This is a genomic window from Kangiella koreensis DSM 16069, from assembly GCF_000024085.1.
GTDB classification, from domain to species: Bacteria; Pseudomonadota; Gammaproteobacteria; order Enterobacterales; family Kangiellaceae; genus Kangiella; species Kangiella koreensis.
Window position 1 is genome coordinate 2,609,673 of the sequence record NC_013166.1, and the last position, 21,824, is coordinate 2,631,496.

23 protein-coding genes are annotated in these 21,824 nt (G+C 45.5%); 5 read left to right on the plus strand and 18 right to left on the minus strand.

The annotated features are described in order from the left end of the window. The first annotated feature begins 28 nt into the window (after positions 1 to 28). Together thyA and folA are read left to right on the plus strand one after the other, a co-directional pair. Positions 29 to 823, plus strand: a complete 795-nt coding sequence (gene thyA / locus KKOR_RS12120; protein WP_015781428.1) for a thymidylate synthase — start codon at positions 29 to 31, stop codon at positions 821 to 823. A gap of 9 nt (positions 824 to 832) precedes the next feature. Continuing rightward, entirely contained in the window at positions 833 to 1,348 is a 516-nt protein-coding gene (folA, locus tag KKOR_RS12125) for a type 3 dihydrofolate reductase (protein WP_015781429.1), read from the plus strand. Between the two features lie 412 nt (positions 1,349 to 1,760). Here the strand turns inward: folA and KKOR_RS12130 are convergent, their stop codons facing one another. From KKOR_RS12130 to apaG, 17 genes are all read right to left on the minus strand, one after another. Further along, positions 1,761 to 2,330: a class GN sortase gene (locus KKOR_RS12130; RefSeq protein WP_041296060.1), complete on the minus strand. Its 570-nt coding sequence runs from the start codon at positions 2,328 to 2,330 to the stop codon at positions 1,761 to 1,763. A gap of 22 nt (positions 2,331 to 2,352) precedes the next feature. Next, positions 2,353 to 4,422: a marine proteobacterial sortase target protein gene (locus tag KKOR_RS12135; protein WP_015781431.1), complete on the minus strand. Its 2,070-nt coding sequence runs from the start codon at positions 4,420 to 4,422 to the stop codon at positions 2,353 to 2,355. Positions 4,423 to 4,616: 194 nt separating this feature from the next. Further along, positions 4,617 to 5,015 (minus strand): YccF domain-containing protein, encoded by a 399-nt coding sequence (locus tag KKOR_RS12140; RefSeq protein ID WP_015781432.1) that lies wholly within the window; start codon positions 5,013 to 5,015, stop codon positions 4,617 to 4,619. A 114-nt stretch (positions 5,016 to 5,129) separates the two neighbouring features. Beyond that, a complete protein-coding gene (locus KKOR_RS12145) occupies positions 5,130 to 5,639 on the minus strand; it encodes a GNAT family N-acetyltransferase (RefSeq protein WP_015781433.1) in 510 nt (169 codons plus the stop codon). Positions 5,640 to 5,800: 161 nt separating this feature from the next. After that, positions 5,801 to 6,778, minus strand: coding sequence for a malate dehydrogenase (locus KKOR_RS12150; protein WP_015781434.1), 978 nt, complete (start codon positions 6,776 to 6,778; stop codon positions 5,801 to 5,803). 140 nt (positions 6,779 to 6,918) lie between these two features. Beyond that, entirely contained in the window at positions 6,919 to 9,021 is a 2,103-nt protein-coding gene (gene recG / locus KKOR_RS12155; RefSeq protein WP_015781435.1) for an ATP-dependent DNA helicase RecG, read from the minus strand. Further along, a complete protein-coding gene (locus KKOR_RS12160) occupies positions 9,021 to 9,938 on the minus strand; it encodes a LysR substrate-binding domain-containing protein (RefSeq protein ID WP_015781436.1) in 918 nt (305 codons plus the stop codon). The genes recG and KKOR_RS12160 overlap by 1 nt, the downstream gene beginning before the upstream one ends. 87 nt (positions 9,939 to 10,025) lie before the next feature. Next, the gene (locus tag KKOR_RS12165; protein ID WP_015781437.1) at positions 10,026 to 10,877 is read right to left on the minus strand and encodes a rhodanese-like domain-containing protein; all 852 of its coding nucleotides are present in this window, start codon (positions 10,875 to 10,877) and stop codon (positions 10,026 to 10,028) included. Further along, the gene (locus KKOR_RS12170; RefSeq protein WP_015781438.1) at positions 10,846 to 12,069 is read right to left on the minus strand and encodes a DUF418 domain-containing protein; all 1,224 of its coding nucleotides are present in this window, start codon (positions 12,067 to 12,069) and stop codon (positions 10,846 to 10,848) included. The genes KKOR_RS12165 and KKOR_RS12170 overlap by 32 nt, the downstream gene beginning before the upstream one ends. A gap of 107 nt (positions 12,070 to 12,176) precedes the next feature. Next, positions 12,177 to 12,872, minus strand: a complete 696-nt coding sequence (gene trmH, locus KKOR_RS12175; RefSeq protein ID WP_015781439.1) for a tRNA (guanosine(18)-2'-O)-methyltransferase TrmH — start codon at positions 12,870 to 12,872, stop codon at positions 12,177 to 12,179. 3 nt (positions 12,873 to 12,875) lie between these two features. Further along, positions 12,876 to 13,262, minus strand: coding sequence for a RidA family protein (locus KKOR_RS12180; RefSeq protein WP_015781440.1), 387 nt, complete (start codon positions 13,260 to 13,262; stop codon positions 12,876 to 12,878). A 48-nt stretch (positions 13,263 to 13,310) separates the two neighbouring features. After that, positions 13,311 to 15,419: a bifunctional GTP diphosphokinase/guanosine-3',5'-bis pyrophosphate 3'-pyrophosphohydrolase gene (gene spoT, locus KKOR_RS12185; protein ID WP_041296257.1), complete on the minus strand. Its 2,109-nt coding sequence runs from the start codon at positions 15,417 to 15,419 to the stop codon at positions 13,311 to 13,313. A 46-nt stretch (positions 15,420 to 15,465) separates the two neighbouring features. Beyond that, complete coding sequence (gene rpoZ / locus KKOR_RS12190) at positions 15,466 to 15,714, minus strand: DNA-directed RNA polymerase subunit omega (protein ID WP_015781442.1); 249 nt, start codon at positions 15,712 to 15,714, stop codon at positions 15,466 to 15,468. 136 nt (positions 15,715 to 15,850) lie between these two features. Continuing rightward, a complete protein-coding gene (gmk, locus tag KKOR_RS12195; protein ID WP_015781443.1) occupies positions 15,851 to 16,504 on the minus strand; it encodes a guanylate kinase in 654 nt (217 codons plus the stop codon). A 213-nt stretch (positions 16,505 to 16,717) separates the two neighbouring features. Further along, positions 16,718 to 17,584, minus strand: coding sequence for a YicC/YloC family endoribonuclease (locus KKOR_RS12200; protein WP_015781444.1), 867 nt, complete (start codon positions 17,582 to 17,584; stop codon positions 16,718 to 16,720). Positions 17,585 to 17,733: 149 nt separating this feature from the next. Beyond that, positions 17,734 to 18,543, minus strand: a complete 810-nt coding sequence (locus KKOR_RS12205) for a symmetrical bis(5'-nucleosyl)-tetraphosphatase (protein WP_015781445.1) — start codon at positions 18,541 to 18,543, stop codon at positions 17,734 to 17,736. Positions 18,544 to 18,548: 5 nt separating this feature from the next. After that, a complete protein-coding gene (gene apaG / locus KKOR_RS12210) occupies positions 18,549 to 18,926 on the minus strand; it encodes a Co2+/Mg2+ efflux protein ApaG (RefSeq protein WP_015781446.1) in 378 nt (125 codons plus the stop codon). Positions 18,927 to 19,117: 191 nt separating this feature from the next. Between apaG and KKOR_RS12215 the strand changes: the two genes are divergently transcribed. From KKOR_RS12215 to KKOR_RS12225, 3 genes are read left to right on the plus strand one after another with little or no spacing between them, the layout of a single operon-like run. Then, the gene (locus tag KKOR_RS12215; protein ID WP_015781447.1) at positions 19,118 to 19,900 is read left to right on the plus strand and encodes an SDR family oxidoreductase; all 783 of its coding nucleotides are present in this window, start codon (positions 19,118 to 19,120) and stop codon (positions 19,898 to 19,900) included. 28 nt (positions 19,901 to 19,928) lie between these two features. After that, entirely contained in the window at positions 19,929 to 20,357 is a 429-nt protein-coding gene (locus KKOR_RS12220) for an MAPEG family protein (protein ID WP_015781448.1), read from the plus strand. A 2-nt stretch (positions 20,358 to 20,359) separates the two neighbouring features. Then, positions 20,360 to 20,842, plus strand: coding sequence for an FKBP-type peptidyl-prolyl cis-trans isomerase (locus tag KKOR_RS12225; RefSeq protein ID WP_015781449.1), 483 nt, complete (start codon positions 20,360 to 20,362; stop codon positions 20,840 to 20,842). 74 nt (positions 20,843 to 20,916) lie between these two features. Here the strand turns inward: KKOR_RS12225 and rph are convergent, their stop codons facing one another. After that, the gene (rph, locus tag KKOR_RS12230) at positions 20,917 to 21,633 is read right to left on the minus strand and encodes a ribonuclease PH (protein WP_015781450.1); all 717 of its coding nucleotides are present in this window, start codon (positions 21,631 to 21,633) and stop codon (positions 20,917 to 20,919) included. Positions 21,634 to 21,824: the final 191 nt, after the last annotated feature.

Sequence of the window (21,824 nt, forward strand, 5' to 3'; positions counted from 1 at the left end):
AAGATGACAGGGTAGAACGGTAGTCACTATGAAACAGTATCTCGATATGATGCGTCATGTAATAAACAATGGCGAAGACAAGGGTGATAGAACTGGCACTGGAACGCGTAGCGTATTTGGCTATCAGATGCGTTTTAATTTGCAGGACGGTTTTCCGTTAGTTACCACCAAGAAATTACACCTGCGTTCGATCATTTATGAATTGTTGTGGTTCTTAAATGGCGATACCAACATAAAATATCTAAAAGATAATGGCGTTTCGATTTGGGATGATTGGGCCGATGAGAATGGTGACTTGGGGCCAGTTTATGGTGAGCAATGGCGTTCCTGGAAAAAACCGGATGGCACCACCATTGATCAGATCAGCAGCGTTCTAAATCAAATTAAAACCAATCCTGACAGCCGTCGCTTGATGGTTGTTGCCTATAACCCTGGAGTTGCAGATGAGATGGCCTTGCCACCTTGTCATTCACTGTTCCAGTTTTATGTGGCTAACGGCAAGCTGTCCTGCCAACTTTATCAGCGCAGTGCTGATATTTTCCTGGGTGTGCCTTTCAACATCGCTTCTTATGCATTGCTTACACACATGATCGCACAACAAGCGGGTCTGGAAGTCGGCGAGTTTATCTGGACCGGTGGCGATACCCATCTTTACAGTAACCACTTCGAACAGGCTAACGAGCAGTTGTCACGTGAACCACTATCGCTGCCAGCGCTTAAGATAAAACGTAAGCCGGATTCATTGTTCGATTATCAGTTTGAAGATTTTGAAATTGTCGGTTACGAGAGCCATCCGCATATCAAAGCACCAGTGGCAGTGTAATAGGTACTGATGATGAGTAAACCGATTATCAGCTTAGTAGTTGCCATGGCTAATGACCGCGTTATTGGCAAAGATAACCAGATGCCGTGGCACCTGCCCGCTGATCTGAAACACTTCAAAGCAGTCACTTTAGGCAAGCCGGTCATCATGGGTCGTAAAACTCATGAGTCAATTGGCATGGTGCTGCCCGGTCGCCACAATATCATCATCAGCCGCAATCCAGACTACCGCTCGCAATTTCATAATGAGCGCTGCCAAGTTGTGACCAGTCTTGAGCAGGCATTCGAAGCGGCAGGCGAAGCTCAAGAAGTAATGATCATCGGTGGCTCCAATATCTACCATCAAATGATCGACCAGGCTGATAAGCTCTACCTAACCTTCATTGATCTGGATACAGACGGCGATGCACACTTCCCCGACTGGACGCACTTAGAATGGAAAGAAGTCTCCCGCGACAAACATCAGCCAGATGAAAAAAATCCCTATCATTATCAGTTTGTAGAATTAGAAAGAGTTAGTGCATAAATTTCATATCAGGTAGGGGCAGGCCGGTGTGCCTGCCCATTTCGAATCACACGGTTCGTTATCTTAATAACAAAATCACAATTCCCACCAACATCAACACCAACAAAATCCCCTGAACTAAACGTTTCATATCATACTCCTCACCGTGAATGTATTGATATAACGAGGAGCTTTGAGGTTTATTCCATTCTTATAGTGGTTTTTATCAGATATCTAGTTGTAGGGTACCCCTAGGGCAGGATCTGCGTCGTGACGCACCATGGGAGCTGCATTTTGTCGTAAAGCCTAACCCTCTTTGCTACCCTGCTATTACACCAAGTAGACATTTGAAAAAACTGAGAGCAGATTCTGACTTTCGTCAGAATGACATGTTCTTTACTTTGTGATGTTTAATTAGAAGTTAATGAATAGCTTATATTTTTTCCGCATGAACCAGATAGCGTAACGGTCCGCCAACTTCTAAGGTATTAAAAGGATAGCAGGTGACTAAGGTTAGCTGGTTAATCCCTCTGTCGTGAATCTGATTAGTTTCAATATTGTGAATTTCTGTTTGGGTGACGATGTATTGGTGTGTTACCCCATGTTTATCCTGAATAGAAATTTTATCACCAGTTTTTAGGTGTTGTAGAAACTCGAAGTGGGTATCCCGATGGCCACCTAAAATCGTATGGCCGGGTTGATCGGGCATATTACTAGATAGCAGATGGCCGGGGCCAAAGGCGAGATTGCGGCCTGAAGCGCCGGATAGAACCAGTTGTTCGATGTCCTGGCTGGGCACAGTCAGTTTTGCTACTGGGAATGTATCAGCCCAGTCCCAGGGTTTATGCGCTTGGCCATCGGCTAAGGTCTGTTGCCAGGCATCCTCCAGAAGATATTGCGCAAGAATGGCCTTGGCTTTGATGTAACCAGCCTGACCAAAAGCTGCGAGGCTGATGGTCAGTAGGGCACAGATAACGCCGTATTTGCGTAAGAACTTTTGCATTTTAACTCTCTTAGCATTGCCCTTATGCATTACTACGCTCACGACGGCTCAGTGTGAACTGGTACGCGAGAGCAAGCAGCAATGTGACAAAGCCTATCAGCATGGCAAGATTTGCTGCGGTACCGCCCTGAGGATAACCATGCAGAGAGCCATGAGGTGGTTTCCAGCCTGCTGGTGTACGATTAGCCAGTTGTAATTTTTTCAGTTCTTCCATCACTCGCGCCGGGGTTTTTTCGACCGCAACTAGACTGGTGTAATCTGACATCAAATGATACTCGAGGGCGGTTTTTAAAATCTGCTCGCGCGACTGCTCATGACTTAAATTGAAGTCACTTTTAATGGCATCAATTTTCATGCGTGCCCACAGTCGTGCAATACCTTTGTCTTTGCCGTTGGTAACCGGTGGTAGTTTAAATGACCAGTCGTAAGCATCAGCCTGCCCTTTCACCTGAACGCTGTTAGTGACACCTTTGGGTATTCGATAGGATACAAACAATGGTTCGCCCAGATAAAGATCGCGCAGACGACCGGGATACAGCTCAAGTTGATCAGAATATTTTGATTCCAGCGATAGGTTTTCCAGGGCTGGGTAACGAAGTTTCTTGAACAGTTGTTCCAATTTGGTTTGCACTTCTGAGGCTTTGCCAATGTATGTAAAGGTTCCGCGGCCGTAGTTGGCGGCTTTACTCATAAAATAGCTGTTAGGAGCTGCGCCGATACCAATGGTGAATAAGCGATTGTTGCCTAGCTGATTTTCTATCATTTGAAAAATTTGGCGCTCATTGCCGATACTACCATCCGTCAAGAAGACAACCTGACGCAGTAAGCTACTGTCGGGCTTGTCTAATGCTAAGTTAATCGCTTTGGCAATTTCTGTGCCACCGTCAGCTTCCAGAGTGGCGACAAAATATTTTGCCATTTCAAGATTCGACAGTGTTGCCGGTACTGCTTCATCAAACAGTTTATTTGCGTCATTATCAAAGTCGATGATATTGAAAGTATCGTTAATACTCAGTTGTGATAGCGCGTAATACAAGCCCTGCTTGGCCTGCTGCATAGATTCGCCAGACATAGAACCCGAGGAATCGATGACGAAAATCATTTCTCGTGGCTGTGTCTTTTGTTGAACTAAATCATGAGTGGGCGGCAACATCATCAGTACATGATAGTTATGATCATCATAGCTTTCGCTAAACAAGGCAACTTTAGGTTGCTGGCCTAATTGTGGTTGCCAGTTAAGCACAAAATCACGCTCGGCCTGAGCGGGGTTTTCCAACTGAATCGTATATTGGCCGCCAGTCTGTTGAGTGTTCATTTTATGATAAGGACTTTCTAAAAGTGACAAGTCAAAACCAGGGTTAAGATGAACGGTTACACTGACGGGACGATCAGGTTGCGACCCCGTATTGAATTGTGTGAACGCTGGCGACAGCTCAGCGCTATGGTGAGCAGGCGTGTCCAGGTAGACTGTTTCGGAATCGTCCGAAGAAAAGTAATTATAGTCATCATTATTATCGTTATTACTAAATTCGTGGGTTGCATCAACCGGCTTATAGCGTGGGGTAATGCCTAGCGGCATACGCATAGAAAAATGAGTGCCATCATTATGAACCAGTTGTTGAAACTCAATATGGATAGTGATGCTTTCGCCTGGTGCAATATTAGCAAGTTTGGTCGTGAATAAGTTGTCACGGATCTGTTCAACTAAGCTGGTGCGCTTCCCTTCTGCTTTAGCTTTTTCGTAAGTCCGTTTTGCCTGTTGTTTTTCCTGAACTTCTCCTTCGATAATACGCTGCCCGATATGCATTTTTAGCGTATCGACCGCTGCATTTTCAGGCAAAGGAAACTGGTAAACACCCTCGAGCCATTGGTCTGATTGGTTAGAAAATGTTTGCTTAACTGACACGCGAGAAACAATACTGTTGATGTGCATCTCGATGTCGGTAGAAAGAGGTAATTGCTTAAAGGTCAAATCACTTTCTAGTGAACGATAGTTGATACTGGAAGGAAATGCTTCTTCGACAGCATGGCTGGCAGTATTAATGGCTAGAAAAAAAGATCCCCACAATAAATAGAAAAGTGTCCGCTTCATGATTGCTCCTGACTCATTGGTTGTTATGGGCCATTAGAACAATAGACTGTGACGTGAATCGATTGGGAAAATGGAGACTGATTATCAAATGTGGCAGCAATATGGCGGCCACTGCTATTGAGCTAACTGAGAAAAAAAAAAGCCTGCCGAAGCAGGCCGAACAGTCTCTTGGGTAGAGAGGTTATGAAACTGGTTTAGGCAGGTTGTAATGACTTGAGATCGACAATCACTCGCCCGAAAGGCCACACACCAAGTTTAACCATCTTGAAGTGCTGGATACCGAATGGAATGCCAATGATGGTTAAGCACAGGAATAAGCCCCAGAACAGGTGGTTAAGCACCACCCAGACACCACCGAAAACTAACCAGATGATATTCAACAGTACATTGGGTACGCCTGCAAAAGGTTGGTCGTGGCGCATTCGAGTGTCCTGACCAAATGGAAAAAGCGAAAAGATGGCCAGTTTAAACAGCTGCACGCCCCATGGTATTCCTATCAGGGTTAAGCATAAGGCAATACCGCCCGCGATATAGCCTAAAAAGACAAAAATACCGCCAAACAATAGCCATAAAATATTCATTAATAGTGACATAGTGTGTTCCTCACTGAATCTATAGCTTTATTTAAGCGTAAGGCAGTAATGTTTTAAAGCAATCAATCGCAACAAAGTTACCTGAAATGTTAACAGGTGTTGCGTTTGAAATAGTTATGAACCAAAGTCTAGCTGAAACAGGTTAATAGGCGAAGTGCTATTGTCGAAGTAGTCCTGGCGCTGAAATTGAAAGCCAAGTTTTTTAAGCAGATGTTCTGACAGGTGGTTATTAGGAGAAGTGATGGCATAAAGGTGGTTGTGGCCTTTTGCTTTGCTATGTTGAAGGATTGCTAGAGAGGACTCTTTGGCATAACCCTGACCACAGAATTGAGTCGTCAGCGCAAAGCCAATATCCGGTGCGTCCAGATAGTCGCGTTGGATTAAACCATTAACACCAATCGGCTGGTTGCTATCTTTGCGTTCCACAAGGTAGAGCCAGAAGCCGTATTGCTGGTAGTTGTCCTGAACCTTTTGAATAAAAGTCTCGGCATCTTTTACTGAGTGAACACCACGGTCACCAATGTATTTAATGAAACTCGGTTGGTTATAGAGTTGGTAAATAAAATTGGCGTCAGGTAGTTCTATATGACGTAAACGTAAGCGCTCTGTTTCAGCAATGATCATGATGATGAGTTATTAATTGGTATGCAGGTACTTTGCCACGAAGTCAGGATAGAAAGAAATAGTATTAACTTAAATTCGTGAGGAAATTAGAATTAATAGTTTTAACAGAGCAAAAAAAACCGGCTACGAGAGCCGGTTTTTTTAAAGTGCCTGAAAGACTTTTAGAATAAGTCTTTGCAAGTTTCTGCTTCTTCCTGCAATTCTTTTTGTGACTCGATCATTTTGTCTTTGATGAAGTCTGACACTTCGAGACCTTGAACGATTTCGTAATCACCGTTTTTGCACACTACTGGGTAAGAGTAGATTAAACCTTCTTCGATACCGTAGCTGCCATCTGAAGGAACGGCCATGCTGACCCAGTCGTCTTCTGCAGAACCTAGTACCCAATCATGCATGTGATCAAGAATAGCGTTGGCAGCTGAAGCAGCTGATGAAGCACCACGTGCTGCGATTACTGCTGCGCCACGCTTGGCAACGATTGGCATGAACTCTTCTTTTGCCCAGGTTGCGTCAACTTTGTCAGCAGCTTTGTCACCGTTAACCGTCGCGAAAGAAATGTCTGGCACCTGAGTCACTGAGTGGTTACCCCAGATGATCATTTTCTTGATACCAGCAATGTCAGCATCAGCTTTCTCAGCTAATTGATAAATTGCACGATTATGATCAAGACGAGTCAATGCAGAAATATTGCGCTGATTAATGCTTGGAGCATTTTTAGCAAGGATATAGGCATTAGTGTTAGCAGGGTTACCTACCACCAAAATTCTAATGTTTTTATCAGCAACCTGATCAATCACTTTACCTAATGCGCTGAAAATTTTGCCGTTATCAGTTAATAGGTCTTTACGCTCCATACCTGGGCCACGAGGCTTAGCACCAACCATCAGGCCGATGTTAGCGTCTTTAAAGGCAACCGCTGGGTCGTCGGTAACAACGATGTCTTTAACTAATGGGAATGCACAGTCATTCAACTCCATAGCAACCGCTTCGCACACTTTAAGTGCTGGAGTGATTTCTAGAAGGTTAAGAATAACGGGCTGATCTTTGCCAAGCATTTCGCCACTGGCGATACGGAATAATAGTGAATAACAAATTTGGCCGGCTGCACCGGTAACAGTAACGCGAACAGGCTGTTTCATTCCTGAATCCTCAGTTATTTGAGATGATGAAATAAGGGCGCAACTTTAGCATAAATTAAGTCTAAATCCTATGATCGGCGGGCTATAAAGCAGAGTTTAGGCAAAAAAATTATGGTCTAATTTGGAGGGTGCTATCTAAACTATACGTCAGCAAATTCCTGACGCGAGCCTAGCCAACGTTGGCAGATCTTATGTGCAAGCTGACTATTTTCGGCAATTAAATCATGTGCTTGTTGCTGAATGGCCGGAATCAATTCGGCGTCGCGCACTAAATTGGCAAAACGCAGGCTAACTTCACCGGTCTGGCGGGTGCCTAACATTTCGCCGGGACCACGCAAACGCAGGTCTTCTTCGGCAATAACAAAACCATCATTGGTTTCGCGCATGACCTGAATACGAGCCTTGGCGTTATCGGAAAGCGGGTGCTGATAGAGCAGCACACAATGGCTTTCTACTGAGCCGCGACCCACTCGGCCACGTAATTGATGCAATTGTGACAAGCCAAGACGTTCCGGGTTTTCAATGACCATCAAACTGGCGTTAGGAACATCAACTCCCACTTCAATGACCGTGGTTGCTACCAGAATATCAAGATCCCCTTGCTTGAACTTGTCCATAACCAACTGTTTTTGTTCCGGCTTTAAGCGGCCATGCAACAAGCCGACGCGACAATTGGGTAGTTGTTCGGTGAGAAGATTGGCGGCAGACTCAGCAGCCTGACATTGGATTTCTTCCGATTCATCAATCAGGGTGCAGACCCAATAGACCTGCCGGTTTTCATCACGACAGGCAGTTTCGATGCGCTGAATGACCTGATCGCGTTTTTGATCGGATAAAGCCACCGTTTGTACGGGCGTTCGGCCGGGTGGCAGTTCGTCGATAATCGAGACATCCATATCGGCATAGACGGTCATGGCCAAGGTTCGAGGAATCGGGGTGGCCGTCATCATCAGCTGGTGCAGTTGCATACCATCCGGTGCTTTTTGTTTCAGCATCAGGCGCTGGTTTACGCCAAAACGATGTTGTTCATCAATGATGGCTAAACCTAATTTGTGGTATTCGACGCCTTTCTGGAACAGCGCATGAGTACCGACGATTAATTTTGCTTCGCCGCTGGCAATGGACTCGAGAGCGCTCTTGCGCTGACTAGCCGTTAATTTGCTAGCCAGGAAAACGCAAGGAATATTCATCGCCTCAAACCATTGACCAAAGGATTGATAATGTTGATTCGCTAATAATTCGGTTGGCGCCATAATCGCCACTTGATAACCCGCCTCAATCGCTTGTAACGCAGCAAGGGCGGCGACCAGGGTTTTACCTGCACCCACATCACCCTGTAATAAACGTAACATGGGATGCGGTTGTTCCAGATCGCTGATAATTTCTTGTGTAACTCTTTGCTGCGCTTTAGTCGGCTTAAAGGGCAGCTGCTGCAATAGCTGGTCTTGTAATTTACCGGAGTTTTTTAGCACTGGTGCTGAATAATCTTTTTGTTGATTGCGCTGTAACAATAAACTTAACTGCTGGGCTAATAATTCTTCACTGATCAGGCGTCGCACGGCAGGCGTCTGATTTGATTGTAACTGTACTAAGTCAGCATCCTTAGGTGGTGAATGAATCCAGGCCAATGATGCATTAACGTCAGGTAACTTAAGAGATTGCAGCAAAGATTGCGGCAACAAATTATCAATCGGATGCTTTTTAAGTAGCGCAACAGCTTGGCGCATCATATGCCGAAAACTGGCTTGATGCAGACCTTCGGTAGCTGGATAAATCGGCGTTAAGGATTCGAGCAAAGGTGCGCTAGTGGTCGAGTTAATCGCGGTTAATTCAGGGTGCACCATAGAGAATTGGAAACCATAACGTCTGACTTCGCCAAAAGCATAAAATTCGGCTCCACGTTGCAGCCGCTGTTGCTGACCTTTATTAAAATAGAAAAAACGAAAATCAATGCTGGCACTTTCATCACTGGCGCGACAAACCAGGGAACGGCGCTTGCCGAATTTAACTTGTGCCAGCTCAACGGTGACTTTAATTAAGGCGCGCTCACCGTCTTTTAGAGAAGCAATGGTACGCACTCGGGTTCTGTCTTCGTAGCGCAATGGCAGGTGGAACAATAAATCCAGTACCGATTGGATATGCAGCTTTTCCAGTTTCTCAGCCACTTTGGGTCCTACCCCTTTCAGACTGGTGCAGGGCAGTTTTTCTAAGTTGATATCAGCTGCAAGTTTGGAAATGGCCATTAGTCGAGTGGTTTGGCACCTTCAATGGTGATTTGTGATAGTGCGTTATTGATGATTTCCAAAGCCTTCTTGCGCGGGAAGCTGCGACGAAAAGCCAGCGCCACTTTGCGGCTAGGTTTGGGATTATCAAATTCTCGCGTGACCAGACCCAGTTTTTCATTGTGGAAATTGGCTGCCGAACGCGGAATCACGCTAATGCCTAAGCCACTGGCGACCATTTGACGAATCGTTTCGATAGAGCTGCCGGTGATCCAGTCTTTTTGCGGGTTGAGGCTCGAATCTTTGCATTGAGGACAAGCTTCTATGACCTGATCACGGAAACAGTGCCCTGCACCCAACATGATCATGACCTCATCGGCGATATCGACAATGTGTAATTTATCGCGCTTTACCCACGGATGCTTCTCAGGCAGCAAAGCAATGAATTCTTCTTCGTATAGCGGCACGACATCTACTTCGGGCTCGTCGAAAGGCAACGCCACGAAAATCACATCTAATTCGCCGTTACGAAGTTTAGTGCGCAAATTGTGGGTGTAGTCTTCATCAATATGCAGTGGCATTTTGGGCGCCAGTTTTTTTAGCATGGGAATTAATGAAGGAAGTAGATAAGGACCAATGGTGAAAATAGCACCGATTTTTAAAGGGCCATCGAGTTGATCAGAATTCTGTTTGGCCATTTGTTTTAACTGGCTGACTTGCTCAAGGATGTGTTGAGCTTGCTCGATAATAGGCTTGCCTTCGGGGGTTACTTTGACATCGGATTTACTGCGTTCAAACAGGATCACGCCGAGCTGTTCTTCCAGCTTGCGTACGCCAACGCTTAGGGTCGGTTGGCTGACAAAGCAGGCCTCTGCGGCACGGCCAAAGTGGCGTTCGCGGGCAACTGCAACAATATATCTAAACTCTGTTAATGTCATTTTTAATAGCCTCTGCCTATCTATGATCAAGAAGTGGCACAAAGAAGTCAACGACTATAGGCTAATTGCGTCATTTAAATGTGAAGGTTAAAAAGGCTTTCGAGCTAAGAACAAGGATAGCGGGCGATGGTCGCTAAGTACATGCTCTTGATCGAGCAGTATGTCCCAGTCGGCAAATTTTTCGGCCAGCTCCTTTGGCTTCAGCAAGTATGCCGGCTTTTTCGGACTACCATACTTGGCTGCCTCTTCCATAAACGTATGAATAGCCACCAGGCTACCGGCTGGTAAATGCTCATGATAAAGGTCAAGTAAGGGACGATGTAGATAGCGACACTGCAAAATCATCGAAGGCTTTTGTAAATGAATCAGCTGGATTAGCTGCTGATAATCTGCTTCACAATTCAACTTCATCGGCGTGACCTCAACCTGCCAGCGTTCAATAAAGTTGCTGATGCGTTCGATGGCCATTGGATTGCGATCAATTGCTAATACTCGAAAGCCATGCAGACCGAGAAAGATACTGTCTCTGCCGGAACCACAACCGATATCGAAAGCCAGAGGTTCGGTATCAGGCAGGTGTTGCTCGATCAACTCAATGTAATCTTCCAGTAGCGGACTGGCTCGCCACAATCGTCGGCTGTTGTGATCGGTGACCCAGTTTTTACTAGAACGTTCTTGTTCTGTAAAGTCCTCGGCTGTAAATACGGCTTCGATCGGATATTGCTGTCGCTCAAATAAAGATTGAACATCTTGATGATCGTTTGTATTGGTAAATAATATCAGCGTCGTATCTTTTGGCGGTAATTCGTACCAACAATCTTCAATTTCTGATAACGGAATATTGGTGGCGCCTTGTATATGACCCTGCCGATACTGCTCGACAGGTCGCAGGTCAATAATAGGGAAATCAGTGTTTTCTAAAAGCTTGGATTTTTGCATACGTCAGTGAGCGCCATAACCATTCAAGAGGGCCGTAATGGTAGCGTTTCAACCACCAGGGTGACCAGACAAGTTGTAATAAAAACACTATCGCAACAATGCCCATTAACTGCAAGCGAGACAGTTCTGCGAATAAGCCGAAACCAAAGCTATAAAACAGGGTTGTGCAGATTAAACTTTGCGCGATGTAATTGGTGAAGGCCATGCGACCCACAGCCTGGAACGCTTTGCGAATTGTGCCCTTTGAAGATGATTTACACCACAGTGCCAATAAAGCGATGTATCCCAATGCAATAAATAGGGCCGCGATATTGGTCAGGGTCATGTAGGAAAACATGAGCTCTTCAAATGCAAAATCATGAGCAATTAAATTTTGCATATCATAAGCAGTTAATCCGAAACCAATAGCAAAACAAATGAACAGCAAGACTAGATAAAACTTAGAAGAGCGTGCGGCCGTTAAAACTCCGAACTGATATAACGCCATGCCGATTAACATCGAGCCACCGATGCGGAAAATACCGAAAGTTAATCCCATGGATAAGACGTTTTCTTTAAAGAAATCGACTCTGTCACTGACCTGAGCCGCATAGCTGGTCAGGTAAGGCAACGTTTCTTCCTGAATGGTTGCCTGATCAGGGTAGAACATGCTGAGCATAAACTCTAAATCTTCAGCAGGAATTCTATCGATGTAAATACTTGCCATTGACATGTAAGCGCTATAAAGCAGAACAAGCACAATACCAGTGATCAGTTTGGTTTTTGGCGTTGTATCGGTGAAAAGAAATACCCACAGCCCCATGCATGCATAAATGAACAGAATATCACCTAGCCAGATGAATAAAGCATGGATCAAACCAAAAATCAGCAACCAGAATATGCGACGGTAATGATATTTGGCAGCCGATATACCTTGTGCTTTGGCGCGCTCAGCCATCAGCATAATGCCTGCGCCAAACAACATAGAGAACAGTGTGTAAAATTTTTGATCGGCAAAAATGTGAGTAATCGACCATACCCAAACATCAGAATCAGAAGGCTCGCCTAACGCATACGGATTCATGTAGTAAGCAAAAATGTTGGAAAAGGCGTAGATATTCATAATCAGAATACCAAGAACAGCAACGCCACGAATCAGATCCAAGGCTTGATAACGTTGCTCAGAGGAGGTTGGTAATAGTGCAGTCGTCATGACTAATCCTTTAGTGAGAATTATTAGATAGGTTGTTATACCTTATTCTTACCATGAAAATTAACTATTACCAACTATAGCTTGTAGCAAAATGTAAATATCTGGAACTATTTTGCTTTAATTGATTTACGTAATTTATTCCACTCGGGATCATCAATGTCACCGAACTCATCCATCTTAGGGTAGCGGATTTTATGTTTGTCACAGAATCTGGTAATGGTCGGATGCAAAGCCTTGAAGCAGATTTCATCGACTTCGGCTTGCGGAATTTTGCATTCGCCATACATCTCGGCGTCAGAACGTTGTCGCTGTGCCTCGTAAAGAATGAGAGCCGTGGCAACCGAAACGTTAAGCGATTGCACCATGCCCACCATCGGAATAATCACGTGCTGGTCGGCAATCTCGGCAGCTTCGTCAGAAACACCGACTAATTCGGAGCCAACCAGAAGGCAAGTGGGTTGAGTGTAATCAATAGTTCGAAAGTCTACCGCTGTGTCAGAAAAGTGAGCTGCCAGAACCTGCATCCCCTTGGCCTTCATTTCAGCAATACCAGACTTTAAGTTGGAGTGTTTATGGGTAGTGACCCAACGCTTGCTACCACTGGAGGTGTGATGCCCAGTGAACTTTACATCTTCCGGAAAGACCGCGTGCACATGGCCGATGCCAACTGCATCGGCTGTTCGCACGATAGCAGCGAGATTATGCGGCTTATGAACTTGGTCCATGAAAACCGTCAGATCGGGCTGACGGTTTGACAGTAAGGTTAATATCTTTTGTAAACGGGCGGGACTACGGGGCAGCACACGTTAGTCCTCATTCAAAGTGACGATAGCATCCATTTCAATTTGCGCGCCTTTGGGTAATTCTTTAACACCGATAGCAGCACGTGCAGGATAAGGTTGCTCAAAATATTGCGCCATGATTTCGTTAACAGTGGCGAAATGACTTAAATCAATCATGAAGATATTCAGCTTGGAAATATGATTAAGTGTTGCGCCAGCTGCTTCACATACCGCGCTTAAGTTTTTAAAAACTTGGTGAACCTGATCGTCAAAAGCTTCGACTAACTCCATGCTTTCAGGAATCAATGGTATTTGTCCGGACAGGTAGACAGTATTACCTGCTTTAACAGCCTGCGAATAAGTGCCAATAGCAGCGGGGGCTTTATCAGTTTGAATAATTGTTTTGCTCACAGCAGTTTCCTTAAAGATTTCCTCAATGAGGGTTAAATGAAGTTCTAATTAAGGGTGACGATGAACTTTATTGACGAAAGGAATGACCCTTAATTTTTTGATGATGTTGGCCAAATGAACACGGTGATGCACGCCCATCTGGAACGTCAGAATATTGGTTGAACCATCCTGTTCATTAATATCGACATTAACGATATTAGCTTCCTGATTGGAAATAATATTAGTAATCTGTGCTAGAACGCCTCGCTGATTAAAGACTTCAATGCGTAGTTCTGCAATATAATCGCCCTGCACATCGTCTGACCATTGTACTGGTACATAACGATCATTATGTTTGTGGGCACGTTGTACATTGGGACAAGTTTCGCGGTGAATGGTAAAACCTTTGCCAGCACTAACGTAAGCTAAAATTGGATCTCCAGGAATCGGACGACAGCAACGTGCATATTTAACCACCAAGCCTTCAGTGCCTTTAATGGCCAACGGAGCCTGATCTTTTTGTGGCATTTCAACCACCGTTTCATCCACCTCTTCTTCGCCACGGGTTAAGCGATGGGCTACTAACACACTGGCAATTTTACCGAGGCCAATACCGGCTAACATATCATCTACCGTTTCGTGATGAGTAATTTTAGCAACTGCTTCCAAATGATCAGCCGAGAACTCTTCGAGCGGTTTTTTCAACACTTGTTCGAGCAAGCGGCGGCCAAGATGAACAGCTTCATCCTGACGAATATTTTTTACAAAGTTACGAATATTGGAGCGCGCTTTGCCGGTAACCACATAACTGAGCCAGGCCGGATTCGGCTTTGCGCCAGGAGCGGTGATAATTTCAACGGTTTTGCCATTAGTTAATGGTGTGCTCAGTGGTGAAAATTGCTTATCAATTTTACAGGCGATGCAGCTATTGCCGACATCAGTGTGAATGGCATAGGCAAAGTCTACTGGTGTTGCACCTTTTGGTAACTCTATGATTTTGCCTTTCGGCGTAAAAATATAAACTTCATCCGGGTAGAGATCGATTTTTACATTCTCAATGAACTCCATTGAGTCGCCAGCACTTTGTTGTAACTCAACCAAACTTTGTAACCATTCGCGCGCTTTAGTTTCCGCTGGATGAGCGCTGCCAGTTTTATAGAGCCAATGCGCTGCCACTCCATTCTCCGCCATCTGGTCCATCTGCTCGGTACGGATTTGAACTTCGATATGCATACCGGTTTTATTACGCAGAACGGTGTGCAGAGATTGGTAACCGTTGGCTTTGGGGATTGCGATATAATCTTTGAAGCGACCGGGGATGGGTTTGAAAAGGTTATGAATTTGTCCAAGAATACGGTAACAGGAATCTTCGCTATCGGTGATGACGCGGAAGGCGTAAATGTCCATCACTTCGGTAAATGTTCCCACCTTGTCGCGCATTTTTTTATAAATACTGTAAACGCTTTTTTCGCGACCAATCACCTTACTGGTAATGCGGGAATCTTTTAACCGCGTTCGTAATTGTTCGGTAATGCGTTCAACAATTTCTTTACGATGGCCGCGAACTTTCTTCACCGAGTGCTGCAAAACTCGGTAACGCAATGGATACATGTTGGCGAATCCCAACAGTTCCAATTGTTCTTTTAAGCGGTAGATCCCTAGACGATTGGCAATCGGTGCGTAAATTTCCAGCGTTTCACGGGCAATACGACGACGTTTATCAGGACGTAGCGCGCCCAGTGTTTGCATATTGTGTAAACGATCTGCCAGCTTGATCAAAATGACGCGAATATCCTGCGTCATCGCCATCATCATTTTACGGAAGTTCTCGGCTTGAGCCTGCTCTTTGGATTGGAAATCAATCTGGGTCAGTTTGCTGACACCTTCAACCAGATCGGCAACCGTTTCGCCAAACTCACCGGAGAGATCTTGTTTGCTCACATCACAATCTTCAATCACATCATGCATTAAAGCTGCCATGATGGTTTGATGATCTAGGTGTAAGTCAGCAAGAATATGCGCAGCGGCGACTGGATGGGTAATATAAGGGTCACCGCTGGAGCGCATCTGTCCTTCATGGGCACGCTCCGCCAGCTGATAGGCGCGCTCAATATCGGCTACCTGGTTAGTTTCCAGGTACCCGCCGAGCACATCCCGCAAACTGTCGAAATGTGACATATCGGACATTAATAATTAACCTTCGGTTTGAGTATTAACCAGTCTATTAAAATAGAACTGGTCTTTGCTCACGCTCACGCTTAGCTGCGCGCTCGTCTGCTTCAACTGTTTCACGCGTGGTTAACTCGTCTTCGATTTCACGCAAAGCAACGACTGTTGGCTTATCATTGTCCCAATCCACTTTAGGATCGTGACCGCCGGTTGCGATTTGACGAGCTCGCTTAGCCGCCAACATGATTAAATCAAAACGATTACCAACTTTCTCAACAGCATCTTGTACCGTTACACGTGCCATAATTTACCTCTACATACATAATGTGGCGAAAGTGCCAAGGGTTAAATTCGGTGCTTTAATATAAGGCTTTTAGCAAAAAACCAGTGAATAAAGCGTTAAAAAGACTTATTAAAGTAAGTGTACCTTAAAAAACTGCTTACTCCATAGAATCTGATAGCAGGTCATGAATTAAATGGTGTTGACGAACCTTTTGGCTGGCAGTGCGCAGGCGTCGAGCAGTATAAATCGCCTCCAACTCCTCGCAAGCCGTCTCAAAGTCATCATTGACGAGTACATAATCGTACTCATCATAGTGTTTCATTTCTGCAGTTGCCGCTGCCATACGTTTAGCGATCACTTCATCGCTATCCTGGCCGCGATTTGTCAGACGATTTGATAGCTCTTCCCGCGATGGCGGCAGAATAAAGATACCGCGACATTCTGGCATCAACTCACGTACTTGGCGCGCACCCTGCCAGTCAATCTCCAGAATCACATCATGTCCCTCGACCAACTGCTGCTCCAGCCAGGCGCGACTGGTGCCGTAAAAGTTGCCAAACACCTCGGCATGTTCTAAAAATTGCTGCTCATCCAACATCTTCTGGAAAGTCGCCTGATCAACAAAATGATAATCCACGCCATCCTGCTCCCCCGGTCTTTGCGGGCGAGTTGTATGCGAAATAGATAGCTTAAGTTCGGGTAACTTCTGCAAAACAGCCTTCAACAGACTGGTTTTACCCGCCCCGGAAGGCGCCGAAACTACATAAAGCGTACCTTTAGCGATGGTGTTGATAGGCGTCATAGTCGTCATCAAATCCTGCTACAATCCAATTCAGATAATATAAACAAACCAAGCCAAACCTTTATAGCACAAGGCCTGCAGGGATAATAGAGCTTGGAAGGTCAAACGGAAAACACAAAGGCGCGATCATAACACAAGACAAACCCCGCGCGGTATAGAAAGTAAGCAATAAATCGAGCGTTTTATGGAGGGCCAGCTTGGCCAGCCCCTTCCATGAGTAATCTATTCCATATTCTGCACTTGTTCGCGCATCTGCTCGATCAGCACCTTGATTTCAACAGCGCTCGAGGTGATGTCGGCGTTGATGGATTTTGAGCCGAGGGTGTTGGCTTCGCGGTTAAACTCTTGCATTAAGAAGTCGAGGCGTCGACCAATGGGGCCGCCCTTCTTAAGCATACGCTGCGCTTCAATAACGTGAGTTTTGAGGCGGTCGAGTTCTTCGGCGACGTCGAGTTTTTGCGCCAGGAAGACCAGCTCTTGTTCACGACGCTCCGGATCCAGCTCTACTTCAGCTTCTTTGAAGCGGGTAAGTAGTTTATCGCGTTGCCATTGCATTACTTGTGGCATTTGTTCCGATACTTTGTCGACTTCGACGCTGATACCGCTTAAGCGTTGTTCGATCATTTCGGCCAGGGCTGAACCTTCGCGTTCGCGGACGGTGATGAGTTGTTTAACTGCATCGTCAAAGGCATTTCGTACGTCCTGCTCCATAGTATCGGTGTCGGCTTCTTCTTGCTGCAAAATACCAGGCCAGCGAAGAAGTTGCGTTAAATCCGGGGATTGGTTGTCTTGCGCAAGTACTTGTAGCTCTTCGTGGGCGGTCAGAAGTTGCTGGGCCATTTCTTGGTCAAGTTTAATCTTGCCCGCGCTTTTAGAGTTCATCTCAACGCGCAAGGTGCAATCGAGTTTGCCACGACTTAGTTGCTTGCGCAGTACTTCGCGTAGAGAGAACTCCATATGACGGAAGGTTTCCGGCATTCTAAAATTAGGTTCGAGGAATCGTTGGTTTACGGATTTGATTTCCCAGGTTACGTTGCCCCACTCGGTCGCCACTTGTTGACGGGCGAAGGCTGTCATGCTTCTAACCATGTAAATTAATGACCTTTTGCAGTGTGTTCAGCTCGATTTACGAACGAAAGCCCAGTAATTACCGGACGAAAAGGGCAATTGTACCGATCTTTAGGGGGATTGGCGATAGCGGCAATATTAAGAGCGGATAGACAGCTCACGCCTATCGTCTAGAGAGCTTTAACACGGAAGCGCTTTTCATCTTCCAGACGCAGGGCGGTCAGCTTGTTACCCCAGACGCACCCGGTGTCGAGGGCGTGTAGGTTGGGAGTTGGGCATTTACCGTTTAATGCAGCCCAGTGACCAAAGACGACGCGGGTCTGATGGCCAATATCGGTCAGTTCATACCAGGGGAAGAGGCCTTTGGCCTGTTTGCCCGGAGAGGATTTACTCTTAAAGTCCAACGTTCCATCGTGATGCACAAAGCGCATCCGAGTGAAGGCATTGGTGATATAACGCAGACGTTCTATTCCTTCCAGTTTCTTACTCCACAAGGCTGGCTTGTTGCCATACATGTGTTTGAAAAAGTCTTTAGCGGTTTCTGTTTTGCTGAGCACTTCTTCGAGCTCGTAGGCGCAGGCTAGTGTGGTTTTCAGATCCCACTGCGGCGGTACGCCGGCATGGGTCATCAGCACGTTAAGATTCTTGTCGTAAATTGCCATCGGTTGTTTGCGCAACCACTTCATGAGTTTTTTGATATTGTCGGCGGCAAATATGCCGTTGAACTCACTCTTCTTGGGTAGCTTGGCTTTAGTGTAATAGCTGGCCAGCATACTCAGATCGTGATTTCCCAGCACCAGCTGGCAGACATCCTGATGCTCATAAGCAAATTGCAAAACTTCCAGCGATTTCGGGCCACGGTTGACCAGATCACCTGCCAGCCATAGATTATCGTGCGCCGGATTAAACTGGATTTTTTTTAGAAGAAGGCGAAACTCATCATAACAGCCTTGAATATCGCCGATTGCATAGGTCGCCATAGACTCTAATGAAGTGCTCCCGGGGCTGCCAAACTGAAGACAGGGATTGGCGTGTCAAACTCTGTACCACTGTCGGTTGCCATCTGATAACTGCCTTGCATGGTGCCAATCGGAGTATTGAGCACAGCGCCGCTGGAATACTCATAGCTTTTTCCGGGTGCGATATAGGGCTGTTCGCCAACCACGCCCTGTCCTTTAACCTCGGTTACCTCACCATTGGCATCGGTGATCACCCAGTGGCGAGCATTTAAAGTCGCACCATGTGAGCCGGTGTTGGTGATTTGAATGGTGTATGCGAATACATAACGCTCATTCTCAGGCTCGGACTGTTCGTCGATGTATTGGGTCTGTACGCTAATCTGAAATTGATATTCTTGAGTCATTTTTTAATCAGTATCGCCAGTTGTTTGTGATTGACTAGATAACTTCATTGTCTATGGAACGTGGATAGGGTGCAACCCCGTATCAACTCTTTGATAGTGTGGTCAGAGTTTATTTGACGATGTGAAAGCCATTAGCCTGTGCTAATATTCAAACAATTCATTTCAAGCATTATTGTTTAGAGAAATAGTTTATGAGCCATCTAAAAGACAAAACCGTCATGGTCACTGGCGCAAGCTCAGGCTTTGGCTTAGCCTGCGCTAAAGCGTTTGCACAAAAAGGCTGTAAAGTTATTGCTGCCGCGCGTCGCAAAGAACGATTACAGGATCTGAAAGAAGAGCTTAAGCAGGAGCTGGGTGAAGATAGAGTATTTGTATTGCCTCTGGATGTCACTTCCGAGGAGCAGGTTGATTCTATGTTTAATGCCATTCCAGAAGAGTTTTCCGATATCGATATTCTGGTTAACAATGCAGGGTTAGCATTAGGTTTAGAGCCTGCGCATCAAGCGGACCTGACTGACTGGAATCGCATGGTGGATACCAACATTAAAGGTTTGTATCTGATGACTCGCAAAGTATTGCCCGGCATGGTTGAGCGCAAATCAGGGCATGTCATTAATATCGGTTCAATTGCAGGCACTTATGCTTACCCCGGTGGCAATGCCTATGGTGCAACCAAGGCTTTTGTTAAACAATTCAGTCGAAATTTGCGTGCGGATTTATTGGGCACCCAGGTTCGTGTAACCAATATTGAGCCTGGTCTGGCGGAAACAGAGTTTTCATTGGTACGCTTTCATGGTAATCAGGAAAAAGCTGATAATATCTATAAAGGCACTAACCCATTAACGGCCGACGATATTGCAGAGTCAGTGCTCTGGGCCGCTGAGCAACCGCAGCATGTGAATATTAATAGCATTGAATTGATGCCAACTTCCCAGACTTGGGCTGCTCTGGCGATTGATAAAGTGTTGGGCTAACAGTCTAGATTAAAACTAAGGAACCGCTATGACACAACCGATTATTTTGCCACTGGTGGCGATGGTCTTTTTGACTTTGATTGTTGCGATTGTGATGTATCGACGTCGCGTCGGTTACATGAAGGCCAAGCGGATACACCCACAGAAAGTTCATTCAAGACAAGGTGGCGTTGAACATATTGCCGATACACGAGCTTCTGATAATTATATGAATTTGTTTGAATTGCCCGTGCTATTTTACGTGGCGATATTTACTATCATGCTGACCAATAACGGCTCACACTTGTTGGTTGCACTAGCGTGGGCATTTGTCGCTTTTCGAGTGATACATAGCTTTATTCACTGCACCTATAATAAAGTCATGCATCGATTTGCAACTTTTATCCTAAGCTTTATTACCGTTACGGCGATGTGGATTGTATTAGCTTCTAACTTAATTTTTGGAACCAATTTATAGTTATGAATATTGAAAAAGATACTGTTGTTGAACTGGATTATAAATTGATGGACCAAGCAGGTCAGGTCTGGGAAAGCTCTGCCGAAGGTGGCCCCTGGATGTATTTGCATGGTTATGGTGAAGTCATGCCCGGACTGGAAAAGGAATTAACCGGCAAGGCGATAGGTCAGAAAGTTAAAGTTGAACTACCACCTAACGAAGCCTATGGTGAATATGAGGATGACCTACGCACCGAAGTCCCGCGCGAAGCCTTCGCTGACGTGGAAAATTTATGTGAAGGCATGCGGCTTGCTGCGGAAAGCAGTGATGGCGTGCATGCGGTGGTGGTACGCGAGATTTCCGAAGACACAGTGATAATTGATGCCAACCATCCATTGGCTGGTCAAACCGTAAAAGTTGAAGTTAAAGTGTTATCAGTGCGTAAAGCCGACGATGACGAGGTTGCTCACGGGCATGTGCATCAACATGGGAAATGTGGGGAGTAGTTCAGACCCATATGATGTAATTTGTGTTTAAGCTAAGGGCAGGCCAATGTGGCTGCCCTTTTTTATTAAACGATTTAAACCGCAACTGCTTTATGTTGCAGATCAAAAATTTCGCGAATACCTTGTTTTCCTAACTCCAACATTTGCATCAATTCATCACCGGTGAAAGTTTCGCCTTCTGCGGTGCCTTGAATTTCGATAAAGCCGCCATTTTCATCCATCACTAAATTCATGTCGGTTTCGGCTGCGGAATCTTCGAGGTAGTCAAGATCCAGAATAGGTGTGCCTTTGTATATTCCGACAGAAACTGAACCTACCATATGTTTAAGAGGGTTAGTTTTAATCATGCCGGTCTTGCGCATGTGAAATAGGGCGTCATGCAAAGCAATGCTCGCTCCTGATATAGAAGCAGTGCGAGTACCACCATCTGCCTGAAGCACATCACAGTCCACATAAATGGTGTTTTCACCCAATTGTGACAGGTCAACGGCAGCACGCAGTGAGCGACCAATAAGTCTTTGAATTTCTAGCGTTCGTCCACCTTGCTTGCCTCGAGAAGCTTCGCGATCCATACGGGAGTGTGTTGAACGCGGTAACATCCCGTATTCAGCCGTAATCCAACCCTGGCCTTTGCCTTTTAAGAACCGTGGAACATTATCAACCACGCTGGCATTACACAGCACTTTGGTTTCACCAAATTCGATCAGTACTGAACCTTCTGCGTGCTTGGTGAACTGGCGTGTAATAGTGATTGGACGAAGCTGATTGCTGGTGCGGCCACTTGGTCTCATGGGGATCCCTTGGTTGGATTGTTTTAAGTGGCGCAATTATACGAAAAAGCCAGCAGATTTCCTATGGCAGTAATGCTTAATGATCATAATAAGTAGTGATTAAGCAATCGAGTACATTTGATATAAGTTCTTGTTTTGTGAGGTTAGTTGTCAGGATTTTTGACATTGCTCACAATTCCATGATGAAAGAT